The sequence below is a fragment of the Paenibacillus sp. genome, assembly GCF_031177825.1.
Classification (GTDB): Bacteria; Bacillota; Bacilli; order Paenibacillales; family YIM-B00363; genus Paenibacillus_AE.
Genome location: NZ_JAPSKE010000012.1, coordinates 134,273 through 159,986 on the forward strand (window position 1 = coordinate 134,273; position 25,714 = coordinate 159,986).

The following is a 25,714-nucleotide window of genomic DNA, read 5'->3' on the forward strand; positions in this document are numbered from 1 at the left end:
TCGTTCGCCGTCTTTCCTTAGTCGACGCTTAGCCCTTCCTCGCGGAAAAATTCGCCGATCCGCCGCGCCGCCTCCAGCAATCTGCCTTCCTCTTGCACCAGCGCGATGCGCACGTATCCTTCTCCTTCGACACCGAACGCGTTGCCCGGAACGACAACAACGCCGGTTCGCCGACAAATTTCCTGGGAAATTTGTCGAGACGTCCACCCTTGCGGCACGCGCGCCCAGACGAACATCGTCGCTTTCGGCTTGGGGACGACCCATCCGGCCTCCCGCATCGCTTCGACAAATATGTCGCGCCGGGACTGATAGACGGCGGCGGCTTTCGCGCCTTCGTTCGACAGATCCTCCGCGAACGCTCGAATCCCCGCTTCCTGCGCGGCGGCGAACACGCCGTAGTCGAGGTTCGCCTTCAGCGTGCGCAGCGCCTGAACCGCCGGCGCATGCCCGACGGCGAAGCCGATGCGGCAGCCCGCCATGTTAAAGCTCTTCGACAACGAGTGAAACTCGATCGCCGCGTCCTTCGCCCCCGGAAGCTCGAGGATGCTCATCGGGCGATACCCGTCGAAGGCGAGCTCGGAATACGCCGCGTCGTGAACGACTAAGATGCCGTATTGTTTAGCGAATGAAATTAATGATTCATAGAACGAACGATCCGCCACGGCGCTGAGCGGGTTGCTCGGATAGTTGACGACGATCAGCTTGGCGCGGCGGGCGACGTCCTCCGGGATCGACGCGAAGTCGAACAAGTAACCGTTGCTCTCCCGAAGCGGCACCGGATACGGCTCTACGCCCGCGACGGCCAGTCCCGCTCCGTAGATCGGGTACCCCGGGTCGGGCAAGATCGCGATGTCGCCGGGATTCGTCACAGCCAGCGCGAGATGGCCGAGGCCGTCTTGCGAGCCCATGAGGACGGTCGTCTCCGCCGCCGGATCGACCTCGACGCCGAATCGGAACTTGAGCCACTCGACGGCCGCCTGCCGGAACGCCGGACTCCCTTCCGAAGAAGGGTAGCCGTACATATCCTCGCGCATCGCGGCGTCGGCGAGCGTCCGGCGGACCGCTTCCGCCGGCGGCTTGTCCGGGCTCCCGATGCCGAGGTCGATGACGTCGAGCCCTTCGGACGCGGCCTCCGCGCGCCAAGACGCTACTTCGCTGAAGATCGACGAGCCGAGCCGGCCGAGCCGCTCGGACGGTTGCACGAAGTTCATGACCAGATCTCCTTATATTGCTCTTCTTTGAACCCGACGGTGATCCGCTTGCCGTCGGTGACGATCGGCCGCTTGATCAGCCGTCCGTTCGAGGCGAGCAGCTCCAAGATGTCGTCGTCGCTCATCCGCGGAATGCGGTCCTTCAGTTTCATCTCCTTGTACGCTTCGCCGGAGGTGTTCAGGAACTTTTTCAAAGGCAGCCCGCTAAGCTCCCAGAACGATCGCAGCTGCTCCTGCGAAGGCGGCGTCTCGAACAGATCGATCTTCTCGGACTGCACTCCTTTAGCCTCCAGCGACTTCATGGCGTCGCGGCAGGTGCTGCACTTCGGGTAGATATATGCGGTGACGGTCGTCATGATGTCATCTCCCCTTCTTCGCGTAGAAATTTAATCAACGTCTCCAAATCCGGCGTCAGCGGCGCCGCGAACGCGACGCGTTCCTTCGACTCGGGATGCACGAACGACAGCGTCTCGGCGTGCAGCGCTTGACGCGCGATCGGCAGCTCGCGCGGCGGGTGGCGCACCGCGTCGATGTACAGCTCGTCGCCCATCAACGGATGCCCGATGAACTTCATATGGACGCGAATCTGATGCGTGCGGCCGGTGACCGGCTTCACGCGCACGACCGTCGCGTCCGCGAACCGCTCGACGACTTCGTAATGCGTCGTCGAAGGCGCGCCCGCCGGCGTCACGACGCGCATATGCGGCACGTCGACGTCGCGGTCGATCGGTCCCTCGACGGTGCCGGCGTCCGCCGACATGCGGCCGTAGACGACGGCGATGTAGCTTTTGGCCACCTGACCGGCTTGAAACTGCTCGCTCACGAACTGATGCGCGTACCCGTTCTTCGCGACCGCGAGCACGCCCGACGTATCCTGATCGAGGCGGTGAATCGGGCGGAACCGATACGATTCCCCCCGTTCCCGCCAGTAATGAACGATGCCGTTCGCGAGCGTCCCCGTATAATGGCCCGACGTCGGGTGGACGATCAAACCCCAGGGCTTGTTCACGATGAGCAGATGCTCGTCCTCGTAGATGATTCCGAATTCCATGGGCTGCGGGAGAATCGTCTCCGACTGTTCTACCGGCAGCGTCACCTCCACGACGTCGCCGGCGCGCATCGGCCGGTACAGCACGTCGGTCGAGCCGTTCACGGTGATCGACCCCTCCAGGCCCCGCTGCCGCACGAGCAGCTTGCGCGACAGCCCCATGCCCGTCAGCAGCACGGAGCGCAGCCGCCACCCGTCCTGCTCCGGCGGCACGACATGCGTCAGCTTCGTCGGTTCGGTCATCGGCCGGACTTACGGCGGAACACTTCCGCGCTGCGGGCGTATTCGACGTCGGTCTGCCCTTCGCGGAAATTCGCCGTCCGGGCGATCGTGAAGAACAAGTCCGACAGTCGGTTCAAATACGTCCGCACATGTTCGTTGATGTCTTGACGTTCCGCCAGCGTCACGACGCGGCGTTCGGCCCGGCGGCAGACGGTGCGGCAGACGTGCAGCGCGGCCGAAGAGGCCGAGCCCCCCGGGAGGATAAACCGCGTAATGTCGGGCGTCTCCGCGTCGTACTTATCGATCAAAGCTTCGAGCTTCTCCGACATGTCGGCGGTGACCTTGTATTCGCGCTTCGCCTTGTCGAGAATCGCGAGGTCCGAGCCGCAATCGAACAGCTCGTGCTGTATGTTGAGCAAGTCTTCCAGCAAATCGGCGAACTTGGTCTTGTCCATGCCGGCCATCGCGACGCCGACGAACGAATTCAGCTCGTCCACCGTGCCGTACGCCTCCACCTGCAGGTCGTCTTTGCGCACGCGGCCGCCGATGACGCCGGTGCTCCCTTTGTCGCCGGTTCTCGTATAAATTTTCATCCTGAAGCGCCTCCCTTACGAAATCCTATCATAGCATAGATCGCTTCCATATCCACATGGCTTCGCACATGCTCCGCCAGCCGGTCGAACGCGGCTTCGCGCGCCTCGCGATGGCGGTAGGCGGCATCCAACGGAGCCAACCCCCGATCGCCGCGCAAGGCGTTCAGCCAAGCTCTTCGAAACCCGTCGTTATCGAAAATGCCATGCACGTACGTCCCCCACACCCGTCCGTCTTCCGTCGCCGCTCCGTCCTCCGACCCGTCGTCGAAGCGAAATAACGGCCGGACCGGCTCGCGGAACGCCGTCTCTCCCATATGGATCTCGTAGCCCTCGACGGGAAGCTCGAAGGCGGCAGGCGCCGCTTCGCCGGGCCAGCCCGCGAACGCGCCCGAGACGCGGATCGTCCGCTTCTCTCGCGCATAGGTCGTCTCCAGCGGAAGCAAGCCGAGTCCCTCCATGCGGCGCGTCGCCGCCTCCGACGATTCGACGCCGTGCGGATCGTTCAACGTCAGGCCGAGCATCTGGTAGCCGCCGCAGATGCCGGCGACGCGCCCGCCCGCCGCCGCGTATCGCCGCACGGCGGCGTCGAGGCCGCGCTCGCGGAGCGCCGCGAGGTCCATCAGCGCGTTCTTCGTGCCGGGGATGACGATCGCGTCCGGACTGCCCAGCTCCTCGGCCCTGCTTACATAGCGGACGGACGCGTCCGGCTCGCCGGCGAGCGCGTCGACGTCGGTGAAATTCGACAGCCGCGGCAGCCGCAGCACGGCGATGTCGAGGTCGCGCGCCGGGTCGGCGCGCGTTCGGAGCTTGTTGTCGAGCGACGCCGCGTCCTCGTCCTCGAGCCCGACGTCGTGCAGCATCGGTACGACGCCGAGGACGGGCTTGCCGGTTTCCTTCTCCAGCCAGTCGAGCCCGTCGGTCAGCAGCGCCGGGTCGCCGCGGAATTTATTGATGATAAAACCCTTGACCCGGTCGCGCTCCTCCGGCCGAAGTATGGCCATCGTGCCGACGATCGAAGCGAACACGCCGCCGCGGTCGATGTCCGCGACGAGCACGACGGGAGCGTCGCCCCAAGCGGCCGCGCGCATGTTGACGATGTCTCGGTCGCGCAGGTTGACCTCGGCCGGGCTGCCCGCGCCTTCCATCACGACGACGTCGCGGGCGGCGCGGAGCCGGTCGAGCGCCTCGCGGACGAACCGTTCCGCGGTGGGGAGATACTTCTCCCTATAGTCGATCGCGTCATAGTCTCTCAGCGGCTTCCCGTGCACGACGACCTGCGCGCGCCGTTCGCCCGTCGGCTTCAGCAAAATCGGGTTCATGTCCGTCGTCGCCGGGACGCGGCACGCGTCGGCCTGCACCGCTTGGGCGCGGCCGATCTCCCTGCCGTCCGGGGTCACATGCGAGTTGTTCGACATGTTCTGCGACTTGAACGGCGCGACGCGGTATCCGTCGTTCGTCAATATGCGGCAGAGCGCCGTCACGATCAGGCTCTTGCCGACGTCGGACGCGGTGCCTTGAATCATGAGCGTCGGGCAGAGGTGCGGCCGTGTCATCGCGACTCCGCCCCTCTCGCCTCGAGGCAGCCGGCAAGTGCCGCCAGCAGCCGCTCGTTCGCGTCCCGCTTCTTCACGGCGAGGCGAATGTAGGCGTCCTTCTCGAGGGCGCGGAACGTCGAGCCGCTTCGGACGAGCACGCCTTCGCGCCCGAGCGTCGTCTGCAGCTCTCCGGCCTTCGCGCCCTCGGGCAGCCGCGCGAGCAGGAAGTTGGCCGCGCTCGGGAAGACGCGCAGGCCGAGCGCCGTCAGTCGCGCCGCCAGCCACTCCCGCTCCGGCGGCAGCCAGCGCAGCGTGCGCTCGGCGAACTCGCGGTCCGCCAGCACCGCGGCGCCGACCTCGAGCGCGATGCCGTTCGCGCTCCACGGCACGGCGAGCGCGCGGATGCGCGCGATGCCCTCCGGGTGCGCGACGACGTAGCCGAGCCGGAGCCCCGGGATCGCGTAGAACTTCGTGAGCGAGCGCGTCACGAAGAGGCCCGGCCGCTCCGCCGCGCGTCGAACGAGCGTCAGCGACTCCTCCTCGGGGGAGAAGTCGAGGAACGCTTCGTCGATGACGACGCCGCGGAACGCGTCGAGCGCGGCATCGACGACGCCTTGCGCAAGCGGCTGCCCCGTCGGGTTGTTCGGGTGGCCGAGCACGATCGCGTCGGCCCCGGCCGCCGCAGCAGCCCTGACGTCTTCGGCGCGGAGCCGGAAGTCGTCGTCCGGGCGCAGCGCGAAGGGGCTCGTCGTTCCGCCGGCGTGCTCGACCGCCGTCTCGTATTCGGCGAAGCCCGGCGCCGCCACGGCGGCGATCGTCGGCCGCAGCGCTCGGAGGGCGAGGTCGATCGCCTCCGCCGCGCCGTTGCCGACCCAGATCGCCTCGATCGGCACGCCGTGCTTCTCGGCGAGCGCGCCCCGCAGCGTTCTCGCCGCCGGGTCCGGGTACGCGTCGACGCGCTCCCACGCGCGCAGCATCGCCGCCCGCGCTCCCTCGGGCGGCCCCCATGGATTCATGTTCGAACTGAAGTCGACGAACGCCTCCGCCGGCCGGCCGTACAACGCCGCAGCGGTGCGCAAATCTCCCCCGTGTCCGTATCGTTCTAGCATCATCGGACCCCACCTTTCATTATCGGTTTCTCGGCCGCCTCCCCGGTGATGCAACTCTCCGCCAGCGCCTGCACTAGTACAGGTAATTACTCTTCCGGATGCCCGCAGCGGCGCACTACCTGCAATAGTGCATTTATTTGACCGCTTCGAGAGGGAAGCGGTCCCGAATAGCTGCACTTTCGCAGGTATCCGGCAATTTGGTACCAATTTCACGCGAAATACCTGCACTTTTGCATCTATGCCGCGACGGACCCATGACGATGCAACGGTCAATGCGAACGCAAGCGCGCCGGACGCCTCGAGCTCACGTGTTTCCCGACGCGACGAGCGCGAGCAGCAGCGCCAGCTCGATGCCCTCGATCAAGGCGCCGTACGCGTCGCCGGTGAGCCCCCCGAAGCGGCGGCTCAGCCAAGCGGCCATGACGGCGCCGGTCAAGGCGGCGAGCGCGGCCCCGGCCAAAGCGATCGGCAGCATGAACAGCGGGTCGCCCGAGCCGAACAGCGCGAGCGCCGCCGCGAGGCAGGCCGCGCCGACCGCCGCCGACGCCAAGGCGTGCCGCGGTCCGGCCGAGCGCATCGCGGCGCCCATGCCGCCGCTGCCGCCGGCGTACGGCCACAGGGCGACCGCCCACGGCGCGAACGCGCGCGCGACGATCGGCACGCAGGCGACCGCCGCGGCGAGATTCAAGCTGCCGGCGGCCGTATATTCCAAGAGCGACAGGACGAACGCGTACTTGCCGAGCAGCAGCAGCACGCCCGCCGCCACGCCCATCGCGCCGACGCGGGGATCCTTCATAATCTCCAGCATCCGCTCCCGCGAGCGGTTGCTGCCGAGCGCGTCGGCGGTATCCATCCAGCCGTCCAGATGCAGCCCGCCGGTGACCCACACCCAAGCCGCGACGACGATCGCGCTTGCCGCCGACGGCGGCAGCAGCAACGATAAGCCCCAATAGAAAGATCCCACAAGCACCCCGACGACGAGTCCCGCCAGCGGATAGAACGCGATGCTCCGCCGGGCGACACGCTCGTTCCACGCGGAAGCGAACGGCAGCGGCACCCGCGTCATCAGCTGCACGGCCGCCGCCGCCGCGCTTACCCAATCCCCCAAGTGACCAGAACCGCCGCGCATAACAAGCCTCCTAACAGCAATCCGCCGAACGCATGCAACAGTCCGACGGTGCGCACGATATGTTCTTTGCGAAGCGGCTCCCGCGGCTCGCCCATGTACGCTCGGAAGCTTTCGACGCCGCCGTACGCGTTCACGCCTCCGAGCCGAACGCCGAGCGCGCCGGCGACGGCCGACTCCGGATAACCGCTGTTCGGACTCGGATGCAGCCGCGCGTACCGCCGGACCGTCCGCAGCGCCGCGCCGCCCGGCAGCCCGCGCAGCCAGGCGGCGCCCGCCAACAACAATGCCGACAGCCGCGCCGGAATCCAATTCAAGACGTCGTCGAGCCGCGCCGACGCCTTGCCGTACCACAAGTACCGCGCGTTCCGGTACCCGACCATCGAATCGAGCGTGTTCGCCGCCCGATAAAGCATCGCCCCCGCGGCGCCGCCGAGCAGCGCGAAGACGACGGGCGACAGCACGGCGTCGACCGTATTTTCCGCGACCGTCTCCACCGTCGCCCGCGTCAGCTCCGGCTCGTCCAGCGTGGCCGTGTCCCGCCCGACGATATACCCCGTGTACATTCGGGCTTCGTCCAGCCGGCCCCCGACGAGCGGCCGGTACACGCGCAGCCCGGCGTCCGCGAGCCCGCGCCACGCGATCGTCGTCGAGACGAGCCAGACGTTCGCGGCGTAGCCGAACCACGGATGGATCCACAAGCAGCCTCTTACGATCAGCCAAGCCGCCGCGGCGCTGCCCGCCACCGTCGTTACACATAGCAAAACGCCGAACAGGAACGACCGCTCCCTCGGCGCTTCGACGTACGTTCTCGCTTCCACCCACCGGATCCAGCGGCCGATCGCGACGACGGGATGCGGCAGCCGCGCCGGGTCGCCGACGGCGAGGTCCACGGCGAGCGCCGCCGCGACCATCCACAGCGTCTCCTCCCACGTAAACAGCGCGAGCCCCGTCATAACCGATACTCCCGGCTCTTCAGCTCGATCGGGATGCCGGAGGCGACGAGGAACACTTGGTCGGCCGCCGCGGCGACCTTCTGGTTCATCCGCCCGGCGGCGTCGCGGTACAGACGGCCGAGCGGCGTCGCCGGCACGATGCCGAAGCCGACCTCGTTCGTGACGAGCACGACGGTTCCTTGGAATCGGCGCAGGACGGCGACCAGCTCGTCCGCGCGCGCCAGACAGCGCGCCTCCGCGTCCGGCTCCGCTTCCCATTGCAGGAGCAGATTGGACAGCCACAACGTCAGACAATCCACGAGGACGAGCGTATGCCCGGACCGGTATACGTTATATTCGAAGTCGAGCGCCTCCAAGCATTCCGGCAGCCGAATCGGCTCCTCGACCGTCTTCCAGACGAATCCGGCCGTATCCCGCCGCGACCGATGCGTCGCGATGCGCCGCTCCATCTCCTCGTCGAACGACTGCGCGGTGGCGATGTAGACGCCTTCCTCCGCGTACCGCTCGACGTACCGTTCCGCGAAGGCGCTCTTGCCGCTGCGGGTGCCCCCGGTCACCAATACCACGACCATAGCCGTTTACCCTCCGACTTCCGCTTCGACTTCGACGTTCACGACTTACTCCAGTTTGCCCGAGACGCCGGCCGACGCGAACGTCGCCATGCGGCCGAGCACGTCGACCGCCGCCTCCACGATCCGTAAGGAAAGCGCCGCGCCCGTGCCTTCGCCGAGCCGCATGCCGAGCTCCAGCATCGGCTCGAGTCCGAGCGCGTCCAGGACGATGGCGTGGCCCGGCTCCTCGGAGCGATGCGAAGCGATCAAATACGACGCGACGTGCGGCGACAATCGAGACGCGACCAAGGCGGCCGCCGTCGAGATGTAGCCGTCGACGACGACCGGCACGCGGTAGACGCCCGCGCCGAGACAGACGCCCGCGATGCCCGCGAGCTCGAAGCCGCCGACCTTCGCCAGCGTCTCGAGCGCGCCTTCCGCGCCCGAAGCGCCGGCGCCGGCCGCAAGGCCGTTCGCCGTCAGCGCCCGCGCCACCGCGTCCCGCTTGCGGGCGAGTCCCGCGTCGTCGACGCCGGTACCGCGGCCGACCGACGCTTCAGGCGCTGCGCCGAGCAGCGCGCTCGTCACCGCGGCGGCCGCCGTCGAGTTGCCGATGCCCATCTCGCCGACCGCGATCAGCCGCACGCCGTCGCCCGCCAGCCGGCCGACGAGCTCGACGCCCGCCGTCAAGGCCCGCAGCGCCTGCTCGCGCGTCATCGCCGGTCCCTTCGTCATGTTCGCCGTGCCCGGCGCGATCTTCGAAGCGATCAGGTCAGGATGGTCGATCGTCGCCGCGACGCCCATGTCGACGCAGACGACGTCGGCGCCCGCGTGCTTCGCGAACACGTTAACCGCGGCGCCCCCGCGCAAGAAATTCAACACCATCTGCTCCGTCACCGCTTGCGGGAAGGCGCTGACGCCTTCCTCGCAGACGCCGTGATCGCCCGCCATGACGACGACCACCTTCTTCCCGAGCGGCGGCGGCATCGTCCCCGCGATGCCGGAAAGCCGTTCCGCGAGCCGCTCCAGCGCGCCTAAGCTGCCGGGCGGCTTCGTGAGCGAATCGAGCCGCTCCCGCGCGGCCGCCATCGCCTCTTCGCGAAGCGGTTCGATCGACCGGCAGACGCTTGTAAGCCACGTATCGTCCATGTGTATCTCCGTCCCTTGTTTCGTCCGTTACCAAATTTAACTTATTATACCCGAAGCCGAAGCGCTTGTCGCCGCCGGAACGCCCGACTCGAGCAGCACCTGCGGCGCGCCGTTCGTCGGATGCGCCAGCACGGTGGCGTTCGCCCCGTAGACGGTCCGGATGCGCCCGGGCGTCAGCACCTCTCGCGGCGAACCGCAGCAGACCGCTCGGCCCCGATCCATCAGCAGCAGTCGGTCGCAATACATCGCCGCGAGGTTCAAGTCGTGCAGCACCGCCACGACCGTCAGCGACGAATCCTTCTGCCACGCGCGGATGAGGTCCATCAATTGAATCTGGTAGCCGATATCGAGGAACGTCGTCGGCTCGTCGAGCAGCAGCGCCTTCGGCTGCTGCGCCATCGCCTTCGCCAGCGCGACCCGCTGCCGCTCGCCGCCGCTGAGCCGGTCCACCGACCGTTCCGCCAGCGCCGTCAGCCCCATGCAATCGAGCACCGAGTCGACGACCGTTGCGTCGGCGCCTCGCTCTTCCCCTAACCAGTTCTGGAACGGAAACCGGCCCATCTCCACCACGTCCCGCACCGAAAAGCCGACCGGCGGCAGCGCGTCCTGCTGCAGGACGGCGAGCATCCGCGCCAGCTCTTTGCGCTTGTAATCGAACGCCGGGCGCTCGGCGATCGACGCCTCCCCGGCGTCGGGACGCTCGAGCCCGGACAGCAGCTTCAACAGCGTCGTCTTGCCGCTGCCGTTCGGACCGAGAATGCCGAAAAACTCGCCTTCGCGAACCTGGAAGCTTACGTCGGACAATACCGGCACGCTCTCGTAGCGTTTGCTGACGTTCGTCGCTCGGATCATCTAGCCGCCTCCCATCGTCTTTTTATGTCGGGTCAACAAATACAAGAAGAACGGCGCGCCGAGGAACGCCGTCACGACGCCGAGCGGGATTTCCGTCGGGGCGAGCGCCATCCGGGCGAGCGTATCCGCCCAGACGACGAACGCCGCGCCGCCGATCGCCGACAGCGGCACGATCATGCGGTAGTCCGAGCCGAACAGCAGCCGGATCATATGCGGAATGACGAGACCGACGAAGCCGATGACGCCGGTCACCGACACGGCGGCGGCCGTCATGAGCGTCGACACCGCGAGCACGATCCAACGCGTCCGCTCGACCCGCACCCCGAGGTGCGCGGCGCTTCGCTCGCCCAGCTCGAACAAGTTGAGCGTCCGCGCGTACGCGCATAAGACGACGACGCCGACGGCGACGTACGGCGCGACGGCCGCGGAATACGGCCAACCGCGCAGCGCGAGGCTGCCCATCAGCCAGAAGACGATCTGGTTGACGACGTCGTCGGACAACGACACCATGAAGGAGACGACCGCGCCGAGGAACGCGCTCAGCACGACGCCGGCGAGGATGAGCGTCTCCCGCCGCATGCCGCCGTCGACCCGCGCCAGCAGGTACACCGCGCACAACGTCGCCATGCCGGTGCAGAACGCGACGACGGGGATCGTCGCGAAGCCGAAGAGGAACTGCGCGTTCGTCAAGATGAGGAACGCCGCGCCGACCGACGCGCCCGAGGCGACCCCGAGCGTGAACGGATCGGCGAGCGGATTGCGCAGCACGCCTTGGAAGCCTGCGCCCGCCGTCGCGAGCGCCGCGCCGACGAGCATGCCGAGCGCGATGCGGGGCAGCCGCACCTGCAGAACGATCTGCTCGTGGGCGACGGACCACGTCGGATCCACGAGCCCGCCGATCCCCGGCAGCGCGCCGACCAGAATGCGCCACACCGTGCCGACGCCGAGCGTGGAAGCCGAACCGAGCGATACGCTGACGACGAGAGACAGAAGGAGGAGCAGCGCTCCCGCTCCTCCCCATCCGATCAGCTTTCGCCTCATATTATTGTCCGATCCGTTCCGGATACAGCGCCTTCGCGACTTCGATGAGCGCTTCCGTTAAGCGCGGGCCCGGACGCGAGATCAGGTTGTCGTCGATCGCGAACAGCTGTCCGTTCGCGAGCGCGTCGATTTTGTTCCACCCGGCTCGTCCCGTAATGATGCCTTCCAATCCTTCGACTCCGGCGCTATACAAGATAACCTCCGGATTCGCCTCGATAATGTTTTCCTCGCTGATTTCGTACCAGCCGGGCTGGTCGGCGACGTTCACGCCGCCGGCCAACGTCAGCAGCTCGTCCATGAATTCGCCCTTGCCGACCGTCCAGCCCGGGGAAAACTCGACGTACACCTTCTTCTTCTCCGCGTCGGTCAACCCCCCGACCGCGTCGAGGACCTTCTGCCGGTCGGCTTCCATCTTCGCGGCGACCGCTTCCGCCTCCTCCGCGTTGTCTACGATCTTGCCCACCTCGCGGATGTGCGCGATCGCTTCGTCCAGCGTCTGCGTCTCGAACGCGTACACCGTCAGCCCGAGCTTGCGCAGCTCCTCGATCGTCGCCGTGCTCATCGACCAACCCGCGAAGACGACGTCCGGCTCCAGCTCGAGAATCGCCTCGACGTTCGCTTCGAGCCCGCCGACGCGCGGCAGCCCTTCGACGTCCGCCGGGAAGTCGCTCCAATCGTCGACGCCGACGACGCTTGCGCCCGCGCCGACCGCGAACAGCACTTCCGTCTCGCTAGGCGCGATGGAGACGATTCGCTCCGGCGCCTTCTCGAATACGACCTCGGTCCCCGAGGCGTCCGTCACCGTCAGCGGATACGCCGCCTCCGCAGGAGACTCCGCAGGAGACTCCGCAGCGGACTCCGCGCCTTGCGGAGCCGGTTCCGCCGCCGGCGGCGCCGTCTCCTCGGCCGTTCCTCCGCACGCCGCTACCGCGACCGCCAATACGACCGACAACAATCCTGTTAACCAACGCTTCCACATACCGATAACCTCTCCTCGACCCTTATGTTTTTCTATGAGAGAGAATCGCACCGCCGCTTGCTTGCCGAATGACAAAGAAAGAAAGCCTTCCGTCTCGACTAGAAACGGAAGGCTGGCACAACGAGTTCAGGAACGCGCGACCAAGCGTGCGCTTGGCGTCCTGCGTCGAGCCGCATCCTTTTCCTCGAAGGAGTTGTCAGCAATCGCTCTTAGGCAGGTCTCCTGGCTTATGGGTTGAATGACGCGCTTCGCCTTCCCGTTCCGCTTGTCGTCCGCGAAACAGTGGCATATCGAAACGCATCCCCAAGTTACAGTGGCGGGACCGCGCCGGACTCGCACCGGCTTCCCTTTTCACCTTCCCCGCGCTGCGTGCGCGGACAAGGACCCAAGAACGTAAATCAAGCAATTCAATTCAGGTGTTGCTCATCTCATAAAGACGATTATAGGGAAAATGGTTTCCCCTGACAATACAATTCTCAACGTCTTTCGACAAACCGATCCCGCTTTACGCGTTCTGCGTCGCCCGCAGCGTATGCACGAACGCGCCGATCCGATCGATCGCCTCGGTCAAATTCGCGACCGACGTCGCGTACGAGCATCGCAGGAAGCCTTCTCCGCCGAGGCCGAACACATGGCCCGGCACCGCGGCGACCTTGCCTTCGACGAGCAGCCGCTGCGCGAATTCCTCCGACGAGAGGCCGGTCTTCGCGATCGACGGGAATGCGTAGAACGCCCCATGCGGTTCGTGAATGTCGAGGCCGATGTCGCGGAAGCCCTTCACGACGAGTCGGCGGCGCTGGTTATACGACTCGACCATCCGGTCCTTCTCTTCCATGCCGTTCTTCAGCGCTTCGATCGCCGCCAGCTGGCCCATAACGGGCGCGCACATGACCGTGTACTGGTGAATCTTCAGCATCGCGCCGATAATGTCCGGGTGTCCGCACGCGTAGCCCATGCGCCAGCCGGTCATCGCGAACGCCTTCGAGAAGCCGCTCACGAGAATCGTGCGATCCCGCATGCCCGGCAAGGAGGCGAAGCTGCAATGCTTGCCGTCGTACGACAGCTCGGCGTAAATTTCGTCCGAGATGACGATGAGATCGTGCTCCTCCACGAGCTTCGCGATCGGCTCATAGTCCTCGCGCGTCATGATCCCGCCCGTCGGATTGCTCGGGTAGCTGAGGATCAGCACCTTCGACCGCGGCGTAATGGCCGCCTTCAGCGATTCCGCGCGCAGCTTGAACTGGTCCTTCGCGAACGTCTCGATGCCGACCGGAATACCGCCCCCGATCGCCGTGATCGGCGAATACGACACGTAGCACGGCTCCGGGACGAGCACTTCGTCGCCGGGCGACACGAGCGAGCGCAGCGCCAGATCGATCGCTTCGCTGCCGCCGACCGTGACGAGCACCTCGTCCCTCGGCTCGTATTTCACTTCGAATTGACGATAGAGATATTCGGCGATCGCCTCGCGGAGCTCCGGGAGGCCGGCGTTGTGCGTATACGTCGTGCGTCCTTGCTCGAGGCCGTTCACGGCCGCGTCGCGGAACCGCCACGGCGTGACGAAGTCCGGCTCCCCGACGCCGAGGGAGATGATGTCTTTGCTGCCGCTGACCAAATCGAAAAATTTGCGAATCCCCGACGGAGGGATCGCCTGTACGAACGGAGTCAAATACCGTTTCATGGCGCGCACCTCCTATAGTTACGGCGACACGACCATTCGGTGATCGCCTTCGCGGCCCTCGAATATGATGCCGTCCTGTTTGTATTTTTTCAAGATGAAAAACGTCTTCGTCGAAAGCACGCGCTCCAGCGTCGACAGCTTATTGGAGACGAACGAAGCGATCTCGCGCAGGCTCTTCCCTTCGATCTCGACCTGCAGATCGTAGGCGCCCGACATCAAATACACGCTCTTGACCTCCGGATATAAATAAATGCGTTCCGCGATCGCGTCGAAGCCGTGTCCGCGCTCCGGCGTGATCTGCACTTCGATGAGCGCGGTAACCTTCTCTTGATCGACCTTGGACCAATTGACGACCGTCGCGTACTTCACGATGACGTTGTTCTCTTCCATCTCGCGGATCGCCGCTCGAATCGTCTCCTCGCTTTCGTCCAACATCGTGGCGAGCAGCGCGGCATCGCGCCTGGAATCCTCTTTCAACAGTTCGAGAATCCTCAATTGAAGCTCCGTCATGTGTTGCGTTCCCCCCTGGTCGTCAATCGACTTTTGAATTTTTGAAGATACCTTCCATATTACCCGAATCGAGGTCCTTCCTGCAAAACAAAAAAACTCCCGTTCTCGGGAGTTTCGCCGCGTTATGCCGTTACCAACGGACCAATTTCTTCATATTGTGCTCGATGTCGCGCCGTAGGTACGCCGGATGCACCGTCACGTCGCCGCCGGCGCCGACGCCGACCAGCTTCTCGCCGTCGTAGGCCGCGATCACGTTCGGACCGGCGCTCAGGAGCGCCTCGTACCGCGCGTTCGCGTCCGCCGCTTCGTTCAACAAACCGAAGAAGGCTTCCGCCTCGGGAACTTTGATTTCGAATGCGATTTTCACTTGGACCCGCCGCCTTTCGTCTTTCCTATGACCATACTCATAATTATACGCACAGTCGTATTTTTATGCAACCGCGAGATAAAAAAAGGGCGCTCAGCGCCCGCCTTCGGCCAGATGCTTCCGCATGAAAAACCACGAGAAGATCGGCGCCGATCCCAAAATCAACATTAACGTCGTAATATGCTGCGGCTCCTTCGTGAACGAAACGACCGAGATGAACGCGATCGTCCCGAGAATCCGCCCCATATTGAGCGCCGTCTCTCGCAGCACGACGTATTCGACCCGATGCTCCGCGCTCTCCGTGTTCGCTCCGATCATATCGAAGATCGTCGACGTAATCGGAATCGAGTAGAGCGGGTAAAACAAGGCGACCACTACCCCGAAGACGATTAACGTCGTATAGTTCACCTGCCAGAAGAACGGCAAGATGATCAGCGTCATGGCGAGCGCCCCCGCGAGCATCGGGATCGACCGCCGCCCCGGCTTGACGAGCCGCCCCGCCAAGAAGAAGGCGACGAGCGATACGGCCGACGTAATCAGCGCGTAATTGCCGAGCTGCAGCTCGTTCTTCGTCGCGATGTACACCATCAATCCGATCAGAAAGCCGAAGACGCCTTCCCTTACGCCCTGCGCGAACAAGGCGGGGTAAGCGCTCCGCCATCCGTTGCCTTTCTGCCGGAGCTGCTTGATCCCGTACAGCCATTCATAGTTTTTCTGCACCGGGCGTTTCTTTAGGAAAAAGCTGACGAATGCGCCGACGACGAACACGCCGAGCGAAATCGAGAAGATCAGACGATAGCCGGTCATATTCGGCATCCTCGTAATGAGGAAGCCCGAGATCCACGGCGCGGCCATGCCGACGGCGGAGCCGAGCAGTCCGGCCCAACCGTTGAAGCGGTCTCGGTTATCGCGGTCGGTCACCTCGAAATACACGACGTTGAAAGCGAGCCAGAAGAACGCCGAAGACATGCCCTGCACGCCCCCGAGCAAGACGACCCACTGCGCCGCGCTCTTCCCGAGCAGCAGCACGAGCAAGTAGAAAATCGCCGCGAGCGCGACGCCGAGCCGCAGCGAATTCATCTTGTTGCGTTCCTTCACCCACTTGCCGATCGCGACGAACATCGTCGCCATCACGACTTGGTGAGACAGCGCGAACCAACCGATCATCGCGAAATCTTGCTTGGCCTTCCACAGATAGACGTTGACGAAGGCTCCGGATAGCGCGTTGGCGCATGCAAACAAAGCGTTGACGAGAAGTAGAAGCCGGGTTTGGCCGTCAAGGCGGCCACCCGAGCGCTCTAACTTTTGCGGCATGGTTCGTACCCCTTTGTTCCCCTTGTTTCGTTCCTTGCGCGTAGCTTCCACGTAGGTTGCCCAAATTCGCGGAACGGAAACGTCTTGGAAAAAAGAGGGGGCCCGCAGCCGCCGCGCGCGAGCCGGGAATCAGTCCTGCTCTTCGCCGAGACGGCGGACGAGCGCCGCCTTGTCTTTCGAGCTCAGCCGTTGATGCACCGTGAAGCAGTGCGGGCACACGAACACGTCGAGCCGGAACGGCGCCTTCAGGAACGGCGGGAACATCGGCGACGGCGTCTTCGGCACGAACGCCGCCTCGGAGACGATCTGCTCGCCTGCGTGCACCATGTACTCCTGGCATTGCGGACATTCCGGCACTTCCTCTTGCGCGTCCAAATACTGCTCCGCCGCGCGCGTATACCGATTCCAGTCGTCGTTCGATTCCTCGTCGAACGGGATTCCCCCGTCCTTCCTCAGCGGAATGGACACCGTTCGGTATTCGGCCAGTTCGTTATAGCAGTGGGGACAATTCGGCTCCGGTCCGAGCTCCTCGTCCCACGTAATTTCCATCTGACACCATGGGCACACTTGCTGTTGCTGCTGCGACATCGCGCATTCTCCTCTTCTATAGCTTGCTAAAGTAGTACACTCCGCATATTAAAAAAATCAGGGCGAAAACCAACAACGTTCCCCATAGGTATTTCACCGCTTCTCCCCCTTTAAGAACCCATAAAGCAAAGACTTCTCTTATTGTAACGAAAACCCGTCCGGGAAAAAAGTCGCGCCTCGCCAGACATTCACATTGGAATCGCTTTGATTTACAATGAGGTGAAATAGAGGAAGGGGTTGGAAGAGGATGCGCGTATTCGTCACGGGAGCGACCGGTTACGTCGGCACCGCCGTCGTCGACGCACTGACGGAACGAGGTCACGAAGCGATCTGTTTGGTACGGCCGGGAAGCCAGCTCCGCGGGGCCGCCGCCGATTCGACGCGGGCGCGCGTCGTTGAAGGCGACCTGCTGTCGCCGGAGACGTATCGGGACGCGTTGGCGGACGCGGACGCGGTCATCCACCTCGTCGGCATCATCCGCGAGGCGCCTTCGCGCGGCGTTACCTTCGAACGGATCCACGAAGAAGGGACGCGGCGCCTCGTCGCGGCATGCGTCGACGCCGGCTTCGCCCCCGCGGAAGGCAAGCGCTTCATTCATATGAGCGCTCTGGGCGCCCGCCCGGGCGCGGCGACGGGCTATTTCCGCTCCAAGTGGGCGGCGGAGGAGCTCGTTCGGTCGAGCGGCATCCCGTACGTCATCTTCCGACCGTCCGTCATCTTCGGTCCGGGCGACGACTTCGTCAACATGCTGGCCGGGCTTGCGCGGCTTCCGCTCACCCCGGTCATCGGCGACGGACGTTACCGGATGCAGCCCGTGTCGCTGCGCACCGTCGCCGACGTCTTCGTCAAGGCGCTGACGTACGAGCCGCTCGACGTCGCCTTCGACATCGGCGGTCCGGAGCAGATCGTCTATAACGACATGCTGCGGGACATCGGCGCCGCGATCGGCCGCCGCCGAATCGCCCTCGTCCATGCGCCGCTCTGGCTGATGAAGCCGGCCGTGCGCCTGTTCGAGCGGTTCCCCTTCTTCCCGATCACCGGCAATCAACTCGCCATGCTGCTCGAAGAAAACATTTGCCGCGACGGCACTCCCTTCTACGAGGCGTACCGAACGCCGGCGATCCGGTTTTCGGACGGCATCCGCGAGTATTTGCGGTAGGTTACATTTGATTCGTTTTCCGAAACCGTCCCGGCGTCACGCCCATCTCTTTCGTAAACACGCGGTTGAAATAATACCCGTTCTGATACCCGCAGCTCTCCGCGATATCGTCTAGGAGAAGGTCCGTCTCCAGCAGCAGCGTCTTGGCCTTCTCGAGCCGAAGCGAGGTCACGTATTCGCTCGGCGCAAGGCCGTACGTCTTCTTAAACCGCTGCGTGAAACGGGACGGAGACAGCCGCAGCGAAACGGCCAGCTCGCCGAGTTGCAACGGACGGAACGCCTGCTGCCGGATGAGCTGCATCGCCCGAACCATCGCCTCGTCTCCGATCCCGGCCTCAGGCTCCTCGGGCGCCATCGCTTCGAGCTCTCCGAAGCATAAATACCAGGTATCATAGACGTAGTGACTGCACTTCGCGAATTGCTCCGCTTGCTTCCACGCCCTCCCGCTTACCTTCAGGATGTCGTAATTGGCTTTCAGACGCTCCGTATCGGACACGCTGACTTTGCCCGAGAGCCGCTTCTCCTTCGCCTCCTGCAAAGCGACCCCGTCGCGATGCAGGACGACCTTGGCATGGTGGAACGACAAGGGCGAGATGACCACTCTGCGAAAAGGCACCTTCGGCGGACAAACGACGAGGTCGCCGAACGCCGCGGTCCCCTTTTCCCCGTCAATCTCGTATTCGAACGAGCCTTCCTCGACGCCGACCAAGCTCCATTCGTCGTAGACGTCTTCGTACAAAACGAACCGATCTTTTTTGCGCCAAAATTTATAATAGGATAACTCCGTTTTGTATTCGAATAAGGATACGGACATTTTCGCGTCTCCTATCGTAAAAAATGTATATTTTCGATAAAAAGCAAGACATTTACTTGCATCATAGTTGAACATAAGATGAATGTAAACGAGCCCTTTGAAGCGCTTTCACTATTAGGCGCCCATGGAGGGCACTACCTTTCTAAAGGGGATGATGCGTTGAGATCGAACGCGAGGAGAACATTTACGAAGCCGCTGGGCGCCTGCTTAACCGCGATGCTGTTCTTGACGGCGGGACAAGGGGTAGGCGCCGGCGGCGTTCATGCGGAAGGGGCGGAACCATATCCGATGATTCTCAACGTTGCGGATTACGGCGCGATCGCGGGCGACGGCGCCGACGACGCGCCGGCCATTCAATTGGCGATCCAAGCGGCGGCGGCGAGCAACAGCCATAATGTGCTTGCCTTCGAGGAAGGCGTGTACCATCTCGGCACGGCCGCGGGGGAGGAGGCGATGCTGCGCCTCTCGAATATGCGCAACGTCACCGTCCGCGGCGCGACGTATGCGGACGGCGCCCCGGCGACCGTGCTCCAAGTCAATCTCCCGCTCGGGAACGACGTGAGCGGAGCGGCGGCGGCCGGCCATTTCTTCATCGAGAACACGAAGAACGTCAAGCTCGAGCATTTGATTTTGGATTACGGCCCCCGCTTCGCCACCGCCGGCGAGATCGTCTCGGTCGACCGGGCGAGCGACACGGTCGTCGTCGACATTTTCCCGGGGATGCCTCACTTCGACGGAATGAAAGCGTACTCCGCGAACAGCTGGGATCTCGAGACGGGGATGCTCCTCCCCGTGGATGCGCTGACGATCGGCACGGATAAGGACGGTTATTTCGCGACGACGTGGAGCAAGGTGCCGGACGGGAGCGACGACCGGTATCGGATTTCGGGGATGGGCTTCTCGAATCGGGTCGAGATCGGGCAAGGGATCTCTTGGCATTTCAACGTCGACACCGCGAATCCGAATTTGCGGATCATGCATTCGGAAAACATCGCGTTAGAAAATGTCCGGATTTACAATTCGCTCGGCATGTCCATGCTGGCCGGCTATAACAAAAACTTCACGGTCAAGAACGTCCGCGTCGAGCCGCAAGGCCATTCCTTGGCCGTCGGACCGCGCGACGCGTTCCACTTTTCCAACAACCGCGGTTCGCTCTTGATGGACGAAGTGTACGTGAAGGGCGTGCGATGGGATCCGCTCGTCAGCCGAAGCACCTTCGTCGAAGTGAAGGAGCGTATCGACGACTATTCCATCCGGACGTCCTACGGAGTGGGCACGCTGTCGTTCAACGCAGGCGACACGATTGCGTTCTGGGTCGGGGATCAGCCGTTCGAACGCGTCATCGCGTCTGCGGTAAACGCGGGAGGCACCGTCGACGTCCTCACCTTCGCGGACCCGCTCCCCGACACGGTGAAGGTCGGTTCCCGATTGACGCATCAAGGCTACGAATGGGATCAAGTCATTCTCCGCAACAGCACCGTCGAGGGCAATTTCGGCACCGCCTTGGTGTTCATGAACAAAAATTTGCTCGTCGAAAACAGCGTGTTCCGCAATAACGCATACTCCAATATCGGATTGGGCCCGACCAGCGTCAATACCGGACCTTTCGCGCGGAACGTCGTCATTCAGAACAACCTGTTCGAGCAATCGACATGGATTCAGAAGTATAATTCGTACGACGGGACGATTACGACGTTCGAAAACCATGCCTCCTTCAATAAGGAGAAGTATAACGACGGCATCGTCATTCGCGACAATACGTTCAAGGATCTTCACATCGGAGCTCATGCGACGGCCGTCCATCTGAAGAACGCCCGCAATGTCGAGCTGAGCGGCAATACGTACATCAACGTCAATCACCCGATCAAAGTGAACATCCCGAGCACGGAAAACATCGTCAATAACGACGGCGTCCCCGTGGTCGAGGAACGCGGCGATGCGATACTGCCGGCCGAGGCGATCGTCGTCGACCCGACCAGCCCGCAATACAAGGAAGTCGTCGGCTCGTGGGCGCTCAGCGGATTGACCGGCTACAACGGTTCCATTACGCGCTACAGCGGGACGGCGGGCGGCGCAGCGACCTGGACGCCGAATCTGGAGGCGGGCACGTACCAGGTGCTTGCGTACCGCATCGTGCATCCGGCCAGCGAGCCGGCCACGAAGCTTGCCGTGTCCCATGCCGGGGGCGTGACCGAGGTCGTCTCGGACTACACGGCGGGCCAATCCGGGTGGGTCGAGTTAGGAACCTTCGAGTTCGCCGAGGGGACCGGCGGGTTCGTCCGGATGTCGCGGGCGAACCCCCAGCAGGCCTCCGGCTACTTGCGGACGAACGCCGTCGCCTTCATTCCCGCGAACGACTGAGTGTTTCGCAGCGCTCGTCTCTCGTCATCCCCCCATTCGAAAAAAATACCCGTCAGGCGATTGCCTGACGGGTATTTACCTTCCGGAGGAACTTAGCCCACACCTGTGCAGCAATAAGCGGAATTTTCCGCTTACATCGAGCGTTTAAGCGCACATGTGCGGTTATAGGCGGAGTTTTCCGCTTACCGCAGATATGCGTCTTTGTTACTTCAACTCCGCGACGGTGACGCCGTGACCGCCTTCGTTGAAGGCGCCGATGCGGAACGTGCGGACATGCTTGTGACGGCGCAGGAAGTCTTGAATGCCGGTCCGCAGCACCCCGGTCCCCTTGCCGTGAATGATATACACCTGCGACAGGTTCGCCATGATCGCTTCGTCCAGGAAGCGGTCCACCTCGACGATCGCTTCCTCGACGTTGGAGCCGCGGAGGTCCAGCTCGGTGCGGACGTTCTCGTCGCGGGTCCGCTTCACGGTGGCGACGCTCCGCTGCTGCTTCGAAGGCGCGGAACCGCCGACCGGCTCGAGGTCGGTGAGCGCGACCTTCATCTTGATGATGCCGAGCTGCACGACGGCGCCGTCCGCTTGGCGCTCCACGACGTGACCGCGCTGCCCGAGGGAGACGACCTTCACCTCGTCGCCCGGCGACACCTGCGCTTTCGCCCGCGAGACGCTCGGCGACGCGGAAGGCTTCCGCGGCTTCGGCGCGGTCTCCTCTAACCGCCGCTTCGCTTCGATCAGCTTATGCTCCTTGATCGACGCGCCTTCCTCCATCGCCTGCTTGCGCAGATCGGCGATGATCGCGTCCGCTTCGCGGCGCGCCTTCGCCACCGCTTCCGCCGCCTCGCGCTCCGCTTCCGCCATCCACTTGTCGCGCTGCTCGTGGAGCTTGCGCTTCTCTTCCGTCAACTCGCGGCGCAGCTCCTCCGTCTCGCGTCGAAGCCGCTCCGCCTCCCGGCGCTCGGCTTCCGCGGCGATCCGATGCTCCTCGAGCTTCGCGATCATCGACTCGACGCGTTGATCCTCCTCCGTCACCTGCACCCGCGCGTCTTCGATGACGCGGCGCGGCAGGCCGAGACGCTCGGCGATCGCGAACGCGTTGCTTCGGCCCGGCACGCCGACCAGCAGCCGGTACGTCGGACGCAGCGTCTCGACGTCGAACTCCATGCTGGCGTTGATGACGCCCGCCTTGTCATACGCGTACGCCTTCAGCTCGCTATAATGCGTCGTTGCGATCAAGCGGCACCCCATCGCGCGGATATGCTCGAGAATGGCGATCGCAAGCGCGGAGCCCTCGGCGGGATCCGTGCCCGCCCCGACCTCGTCGAGCAGGACGAGGGAACGGGGGGTCATCTTTTTCAAGATTCCGATGATGTTGGTCATATGGCTCGAAAACGTACTGAGGCTCTGCTCGATGCTCTGCTCGTCGCCGATGTCGGCGAACACCGCGTCGAACACGCACAGCTCGCTGCCGTCCTCGGCCGGGACGAACAGCCCCGTCATCGCCATCAGGCTCAGCAGTCCGACCGTCTTCAGCGACACCGTCTTGCCCCCGGTGTTCGGTCCGGTTACGATGATCGCCGAGTACGAGCCGCCGAGCTCGATGTCGAGCGGAACGGCGTTCTCGATCGCGATGAGCGGATGGCGGCCCCGGCGGATGCGCAGGAAGCCCTTGCCGTTCATGGCCGGCAGGCTCGCCTTCATCTCGCGGGCGAGCCGCGCCTTCGCGAACAGGAAATCCAGCTGGCCGAGCAAATCGACGTTCGACTCGAGCGGCTCGGTATGTTCCGCGACGGCGGCGGACAAGCGCTGCAGTATTTTCTCGATTTCCCGTTCTTCTTGGATTCGCAGCTCTCGCAGCTTGTTATTCATCTGCACGACCTGCTCCGGCTCGATGAACATCGTGGCGCCCGAGGACGATTGGTCGTGCACGATGCCGCCGAACGCGCTGCGGTACTCGCTCTTCACCGGGATGACGAAGCGGTCGTTCCGCACGGTGATCAGCGCCTCCTGCAGCATCTTCTGCGTCGAAGAACTGCGCACCATCGACTCCAGTTTCTCGCGCACGCGCGCCTCGCCGGAGCGGAGCTCCCGCCGCACCCGGTACAGCTCGTCGGACGCGGTGTCGACGACGATGCCGTTCTCGTCGACGCAGCGGCGAATCGCGTCCTCGAGCGTACGCAGCTCCTCGATGCCCTCCGCCAACGCGCCGAGAATCGGGGCGTCATGCTTCTCTTGATACGACTCGACGAACCGCCGCACCCGGCGGCCGCCTTGCACCGTATCGGCGACGCCGAGCAGCTCGAACGCGCTGAGCGTGCCGCCGATCGCGGCTCGCTTCAAGCTGGCGCGGATGTCGGTAATGCCGCCGAACGGCGCCGCGCCCTTCATCCGGTCGATCGCGGCGGCCTCGTCGGTCCCGGCCAAGCGATGACGAACTTCTTCCAGATCGCCGCTCGGCAGCGCCGCCGCGGCAAGCGCTTTCCCCACCGATGTGGCGGCGTGGGACTCCAGTTTATTTAAAATTTTCGGATACTCTAATTTTTCCAATAACTTCTGGTCCATGGGACGCACTCCCCTCAAGAAAGTATTATATCCAAAGCGCCGGGGGAACACTAGGGAAGCACCGAAACGTCGTCTCCTGAGCGTGCGACACAAATGAATACGAGGAGGACTTGAAACATGCATTTCTTAGGACATGTCGTCAGATTCATCGTTTCGGCACTCGTTTTGTTGTTGGTCGGCGCCCTGGTTCCTCAATTCGAGGTGGGCGGCTTCTGGAGCGCATTATTCTTGGCGCTTGTGATCGCCCTGTTCGGCTGGGTGATCGAAGGGATCTTCGGCAAGCGGATCACTCCGTTCGGCCGGGGCATCGTCGGCTTCCTAGTGAGCGCGCTGGTCATCTACGCGGCGCAGTTCATCGTCGGCGGGGTCGACGTGACCGTCATCGGCGCGCTGCTCGCGGCGCTGGTCATCGGCATCATCGACTTGTTCCTGCCGGTCGCTACCCCGTTCGATCGCGGCGAACGACGCCGTGCGGAGTAAGCGCGGAAAATCAGTCTGCACGTCAGGTGCGGGCTGGTTTTTTCCTACATAGCAAAGTTCAACATGTTGTCACAGTCCCCCGTTGAAACCTCATGGACATCTTCCCGAATCGGAGTACAATGTGGATAGTGTATTCTTCCACAACCTACGATCCGGGGAGGGTCTTTTACGTATGAAAAAGCGGTTATCCTGCTTCGCGATGGCTATCGTTCTGGGCGGTGCGTTGGCGGCTTGCGGCGGAGGCGGTTCCGAGCAAGCGGCGCCGACGGTAGAGCCGAACGGCAACACCGTCGATCTGACGATCGAAGCGACGGACTTCCAGTTTAACGAGAAGGAGTACCGCGTGAAGACGGGCGACACCGTCAACGTCACGTTCGCGTCTAAACAAGGGATGCACGGCATCGATATCCGCGGCGTCAACCTTAAGCTCAAGGACGGGGACAGCGCCTCGTTCGTCGCGGCGCCGGGGGAATACGAGATCATCTGCAACATTATGTGCGGCACGGGCCATTCGCAGATGAAGTCGACGTTGATCGTGGAATAAAGCCAAGCTGGAAAAGTCGGCGCCTATAAAGGCGATCGGCTTTTTTTTCTACCTCCGACCCATCCACTAACAGCAATCCGGAACTCAATACATTGGGGCGCTTTTCCACAATAATTAGGGTAAACCACCCCAAAAATTGAGGAACCCTCCCCAATTGGCCGCATAACACGAGTTTCATCTTGGTAGGGAGCAATACATTGGGGCGCTTCTCCGCAATAATTAGGGCATGCCACCCCGAAAATTGTGGAACCCCTCCCCAATTGGCTGCACAACACGAGTTTCATCCTTGGGAGGTTGCAATCATTCAAGGCGCTCCGCCCGCTCCAAAAAAAGAGGCGGCCGGCTGTTCCGGCTGCCTCTATTGCGTCTCCATCTGCGTCAGTTCGATCCACTCGTTGAACTCGTTCTGCAGCTTCGCGTATTCCTCTTGCAGCTTCTTATACTTCTCCGCCAACGACGGATCGCCCGCTTCGGCCGAAGACTTCGACGGCGCTCCGAACGGTGCCGGTTTCGCGGTCTCGACGGTCGCGGCGGCTTCCCGTTGGGATCGTTCCGCTTCCAGCTCCGCGACTCTCGCGCCCAGCGCGGCGACCGCCGCTTCCGACTCGCGCGCCGCGGCGCCGTACTTCGCTTCCCACTCTTCCACGCGCTCGGCCCAAGCGAGGCTCGCCAGCTCCGATTCTTCGGCGAGCCTTGCGTTCTCCGCTTCCAGCTCGTCGATCTTCGTCCGCAGCTCCGCCGCCAGCGCCGCTTCGCCGCGCTCCCGCTCCTCTTCGAGACGGAGCGTCTCCAGCTCCAGCTCGTCGAGCCGCTCCTGCAGACGCGCCGCCAGCGCCGACCGGCTCCGCGCCTCTTCCTCGGCCTTCGCCAGCGCGTCGCTCTTCGCCTGCAGCTCCGCCGCCAGCGCCGCCTTCCCGCGCTCCCGCTCCTCTTCGAGGCGGAGCGTCTCCAGCTCCAGCTCG

The 25,714-nt window shown here is 63.7% G+C and carries 24 protein-coding genes, 1 pseudogene and 1 riboswitch; of the genes and pseudogenes, 4 read left to right on the forward strand and 21 right to left on the reverse strand.

Going from position 1 to position 25,714, the window contains the following annotated elements; all coding sequences use genetic code 11:
* Window positions 1-17: 17 nt before the first annotated feature.
* From RIN49_RS15730 to RIN49_RS15815, 18 genes are all read right to left on the reverse strand, one after another.
* On the reverse strand, window positions 18-1,211 hold the full coding sequence (locus RIN49_RS15730; protein ID WP_309121116.1) for an aminotransferase class I/II-fold pyridoxal phosphate-dependent enzyme: 1,194 nt from the start codon (window positions 1,209-1,211) through the stop codon (window positions 18-20).
* Window positions 1,208-1,567: an arsenate reductase family protein gene (locus RIN49_RS15735; protein ID WP_309121117.1), complete on the reverse strand. Its 360-nt coding sequence runs from the start codon at window positions 1,565-1,567 to the stop codon at window positions 1,208-1,210. The genes RIN49_RS15730 and RIN49_RS15735 overlap by 4 nt, the downstream gene beginning before the upstream one ends.
* A complete protein-coding gene (locus RIN49_RS15740; RefSeq protein ID WP_309121118.1) occupies window positions 1,564-2,502 on the reverse strand; it encodes an RluA family pseudouridine synthase in 939 nt (312 codons plus the stop codon). The genes RIN49_RS15735 and RIN49_RS15740 overlap by 4 nt, the downstream gene beginning before the upstream one ends.
* Entirely contained in the window at window positions 2,499-3,074 is a 576-nt protein-coding gene (locus tag RIN49_RS15745; protein WP_309121119.1) for a cob(I)yrinic acid a,c-diamide adenosyltransferase, read from the reverse strand. The genes RIN49_RS15740 and RIN49_RS15745 overlap by 4 nt, the downstream gene beginning before the upstream one ends.
* Window positions 3,071-4,627 carry a cobyric acid synthase gene (locus RIN49_RS15750; RefSeq protein WP_309121120.1) on the reverse strand — a complete coding sequence of 519 codons (1,557 nt, stop codon included), beginning with the start codon at window positions 4,625-4,627 and terminating at the stop codon, window positions 3,071-3,073. Before RIN49_RS15750 ends, RIN49_RS15745 begins: the two co-directional genes overlap by 4 nt.
* On the reverse strand, window positions 4,624-5,721 hold the full coding sequence (gene cobD / locus RIN49_RS15755; RefSeq protein WP_309121121.1) for a threonine-phosphate decarboxylase CobD: 1,098 nt from the start codon (window positions 5,719-5,721) through the stop codon (window positions 4,624-4,626). Before cobD ends, RIN49_RS15750 begins: the two co-directional genes overlap by 4 nt.
* Window positions 5,722-6,022: 301 nt before the next feature.
* A complete protein-coding gene (gene cobS / locus RIN49_RS15760) occupies window positions 6,023-6,847 on the reverse strand; it encodes an adenosylcobinamide-GDP ribazoletransferase (RefSeq protein WP_309121122.1) in 825 nt (274 codons plus the stop codon).
* The gene (cbiB, locus tag RIN49_RS15765; RefSeq protein ID WP_309121123.1) at window positions 6,811-7,800 is read right to left on the reverse strand and encodes an adenosylcobinamide-phosphate synthase CbiB; all 990 of its coding nucleotides are present in this window, start codon (window positions 7,798-7,800) and stop codon (window positions 6,811-6,813) included. The genes cobS and cbiB overlap by 37 nt, the downstream gene beginning before the upstream one ends.
* Window positions 7,797-8,372, reverse strand: a complete 576-nt coding sequence (gene cobU / locus RIN49_RS15770) for a bifunctional adenosylcobinamide kinase/adenosylcobinamide-phosphate guanylyltransferase (protein ID WP_309121124.1) — start codon at window positions 8,370-8,372, stop codon at window positions 7,797-7,799. The genes cbiB and cobU overlap by 4 nt, the downstream gene beginning before the upstream one ends.
* Before the next feature lie 45 nt (window positions 8,373-8,417).
* Window positions 8,418-9,500, reverse strand: a complete 1,083-nt coding sequence (gene cobT, locus RIN49_RS15775; RefSeq protein WP_309121125.1) for a nicotinate-nucleotide--dimethylbenzimidazole phosphoribosyltransferase — start codon at window positions 9,498-9,500, stop codon at window positions 8,418-8,420.
* Window positions 9,501-9,536: 36 nt separating this feature from the next.
* The gene (locus RIN49_RS15780; protein ID WP_309121126.1) at window positions 9,537-10,352 is read right to left on the reverse strand and encodes a heme ABC transporter ATP-binding protein; all 816 of its coding nucleotides are present in this window, start codon (window positions 10,350-10,352) and stop codon (window positions 9,537-9,539) included.
* On the reverse strand, window positions 10,353-11,393 hold the full coding sequence (locus RIN49_RS15785; RefSeq protein ID WP_309121127.1) for a FecCD family ABC transporter permease: 1,041 nt from the start codon (window positions 11,391-11,393) through the stop codon (window positions 10,353-10,355).
* Window position 11,394: 1 nt separating this feature from the next.
* On the reverse strand, window positions 11,395-12,372 hold the full coding sequence (locus RIN49_RS15790) for an ABC transporter substrate-binding protein (protein WP_309121128.1): 978 nt from the start codon (window positions 12,370-12,372) through the stop codon (window positions 11,395-11,397).
* Between the two features lie 195 nt (window positions 12,373-12,567).
* A riboswitch (cobalamin riboswitch) is annotated at window positions 12,568-12,776 on the reverse strand.
* Between the two features lie 101 nt (window positions 12,777-12,877).
* Window positions 12,878-14,053 (reverse strand): aminotransferase class I/II-fold pyridoxal phosphate-dependent enzyme, encoded by a 1,176-nt coding sequence (locus RIN49_RS15795; RefSeq protein ID WP_309121129.1) that lies wholly within the window; start codon window positions 14,051-14,053, stop codon window positions 12,878-12,880.
* A gap of 18 nt (window positions 14,054-14,071) precedes the next feature.
* Complete coding sequence (locus tag RIN49_RS15800; protein ID WP_309121130.1) at window positions 14,072-14,563, reverse strand: Lrp/AsnC family transcriptional regulator; 492 nt, start codon at window positions 14,561-14,563, stop codon at window positions 14,072-14,074.
* A gap of 130 nt (window positions 14,564-14,693) precedes the next feature.
* Entirely contained in the window at window positions 14,694-14,930 is a 237-nt protein-coding gene (locus RIN49_RS15805; protein ID WP_309121131.1) for a hypothetical protein, read from the reverse strand.
* Window positions 14,931-15,023: 93 nt separating this feature from the next.
* Window positions 15,024-16,244, reverse strand: coding sequence for an MFS transporter (locus tag RIN49_RS15810; RefSeq protein WP_309121132.1), 1,221 nt, complete (start codon window positions 16,242-16,244; stop codon window positions 15,024-15,026).
* Window positions 16,245-16,373: 129 nt separating this feature from the next.
* A complete protein-coding gene (locus RIN49_RS15815; protein ID WP_309121133.1) occupies window positions 16,374-16,832 on the reverse strand; it encodes a hypothetical protein in 459 nt (152 codons plus the stop codon).
* Between the two features lie 247 nt (window positions 16,833-17,079).
* On the opposite strand from RIN49_RS15815, the gene RIN49_RS15820 reads away from it, so the two are divergent.
* The gene (locus tag RIN49_RS15820) at window positions 17,080-17,991 is read left to right on the forward strand and encodes an NAD-dependent epimerase/dehydratase family protein (RefSeq protein ID WP_309121134.1); all 912 of its coding nucleotides are present in this window, start codon (window positions 17,080-17,082) and stop codon (window positions 17,989-17,991) included.
* Between the two features lies 1 nt (window position 17,992).
* On the opposite strand, the gene RIN49_RS15825 is transcribed toward RIN49_RS15820, so the two are convergent.
* The gene (locus RIN49_RS15825) at window positions 17,993-18,805 is read right to left on the reverse strand and encodes a helix-turn-helix domain-containing protein (RefSeq protein ID WP_309121135.1); all 813 of its coding nucleotides are present in this window, start codon (window positions 18,803-18,805) and stop codon (window positions 17,993-17,995) included.
* A gap of 159 nt (window positions 18,806-18,964) precedes the next feature.
* Between RIN49_RS15825 and RIN49_RS15830 the strand changes: the two genes are divergently transcribed.
* Window positions 18,965-21,166, forward strand: coding sequence for a golvesin C-terminal-like domain-containing protein (locus tag RIN49_RS15830; RefSeq protein ID WP_309121136.1), 2,202 nt, complete (start codon window positions 18,965-18,967; stop codon window positions 21,164-21,166).
* Window positions 21,167-21,370: 204 nt separating this feature from the next.
* Here RIN49_RS15830 and RIN49_RS15835 read toward each other — a convergent pair whose 3' ends face one another.
* The gene (locus RIN49_RS15835; RefSeq protein WP_309121137.1) at window positions 21,371-23,728 is read right to left on the reverse strand and encodes an endonuclease MutS2; all 2,358 of its coding nucleotides are present in this window, start codon (window positions 23,726-23,728) and stop codon (window positions 21,371-21,373) included.
* A 117-nt stretch (window positions 23,729-23,845) separates the two neighbouring features.
* On the opposite strand from RIN49_RS15835, the gene RIN49_RS15840 reads away from it, so the two are divergent.
* Window positions 23,846-24,208, forward strand: coding sequence for a phage holin family protein (locus tag RIN49_RS15840; RefSeq protein WP_309121138.1), 363 nt, complete (start codon window positions 23,846-23,848; stop codon window positions 24,206-24,208).
* A gap of 172 nt (window positions 24,209-24,380) precedes the next feature.
* On the forward strand, window positions 24,381-24,752 hold the full coding sequence (locus RIN49_RS15845) for a cupredoxin domain-containing protein (protein ID WP_309121139.1): 372 nt from the start codon (window positions 24,381-24,383) through the stop codon (window positions 24,750-24,752).
* A 358-nt stretch (window positions 24,753-25,110) separates the two neighbouring features.
* On the opposite strand, the pseudogene RIN49_RS15850 reads toward RIN49_RS15845, so the two are convergent.
* Window positions 25,111-25,714, reverse strand: a pseudogene (locus RIN49_RS15850) (hypothetical protein); the annotation flags it as partial.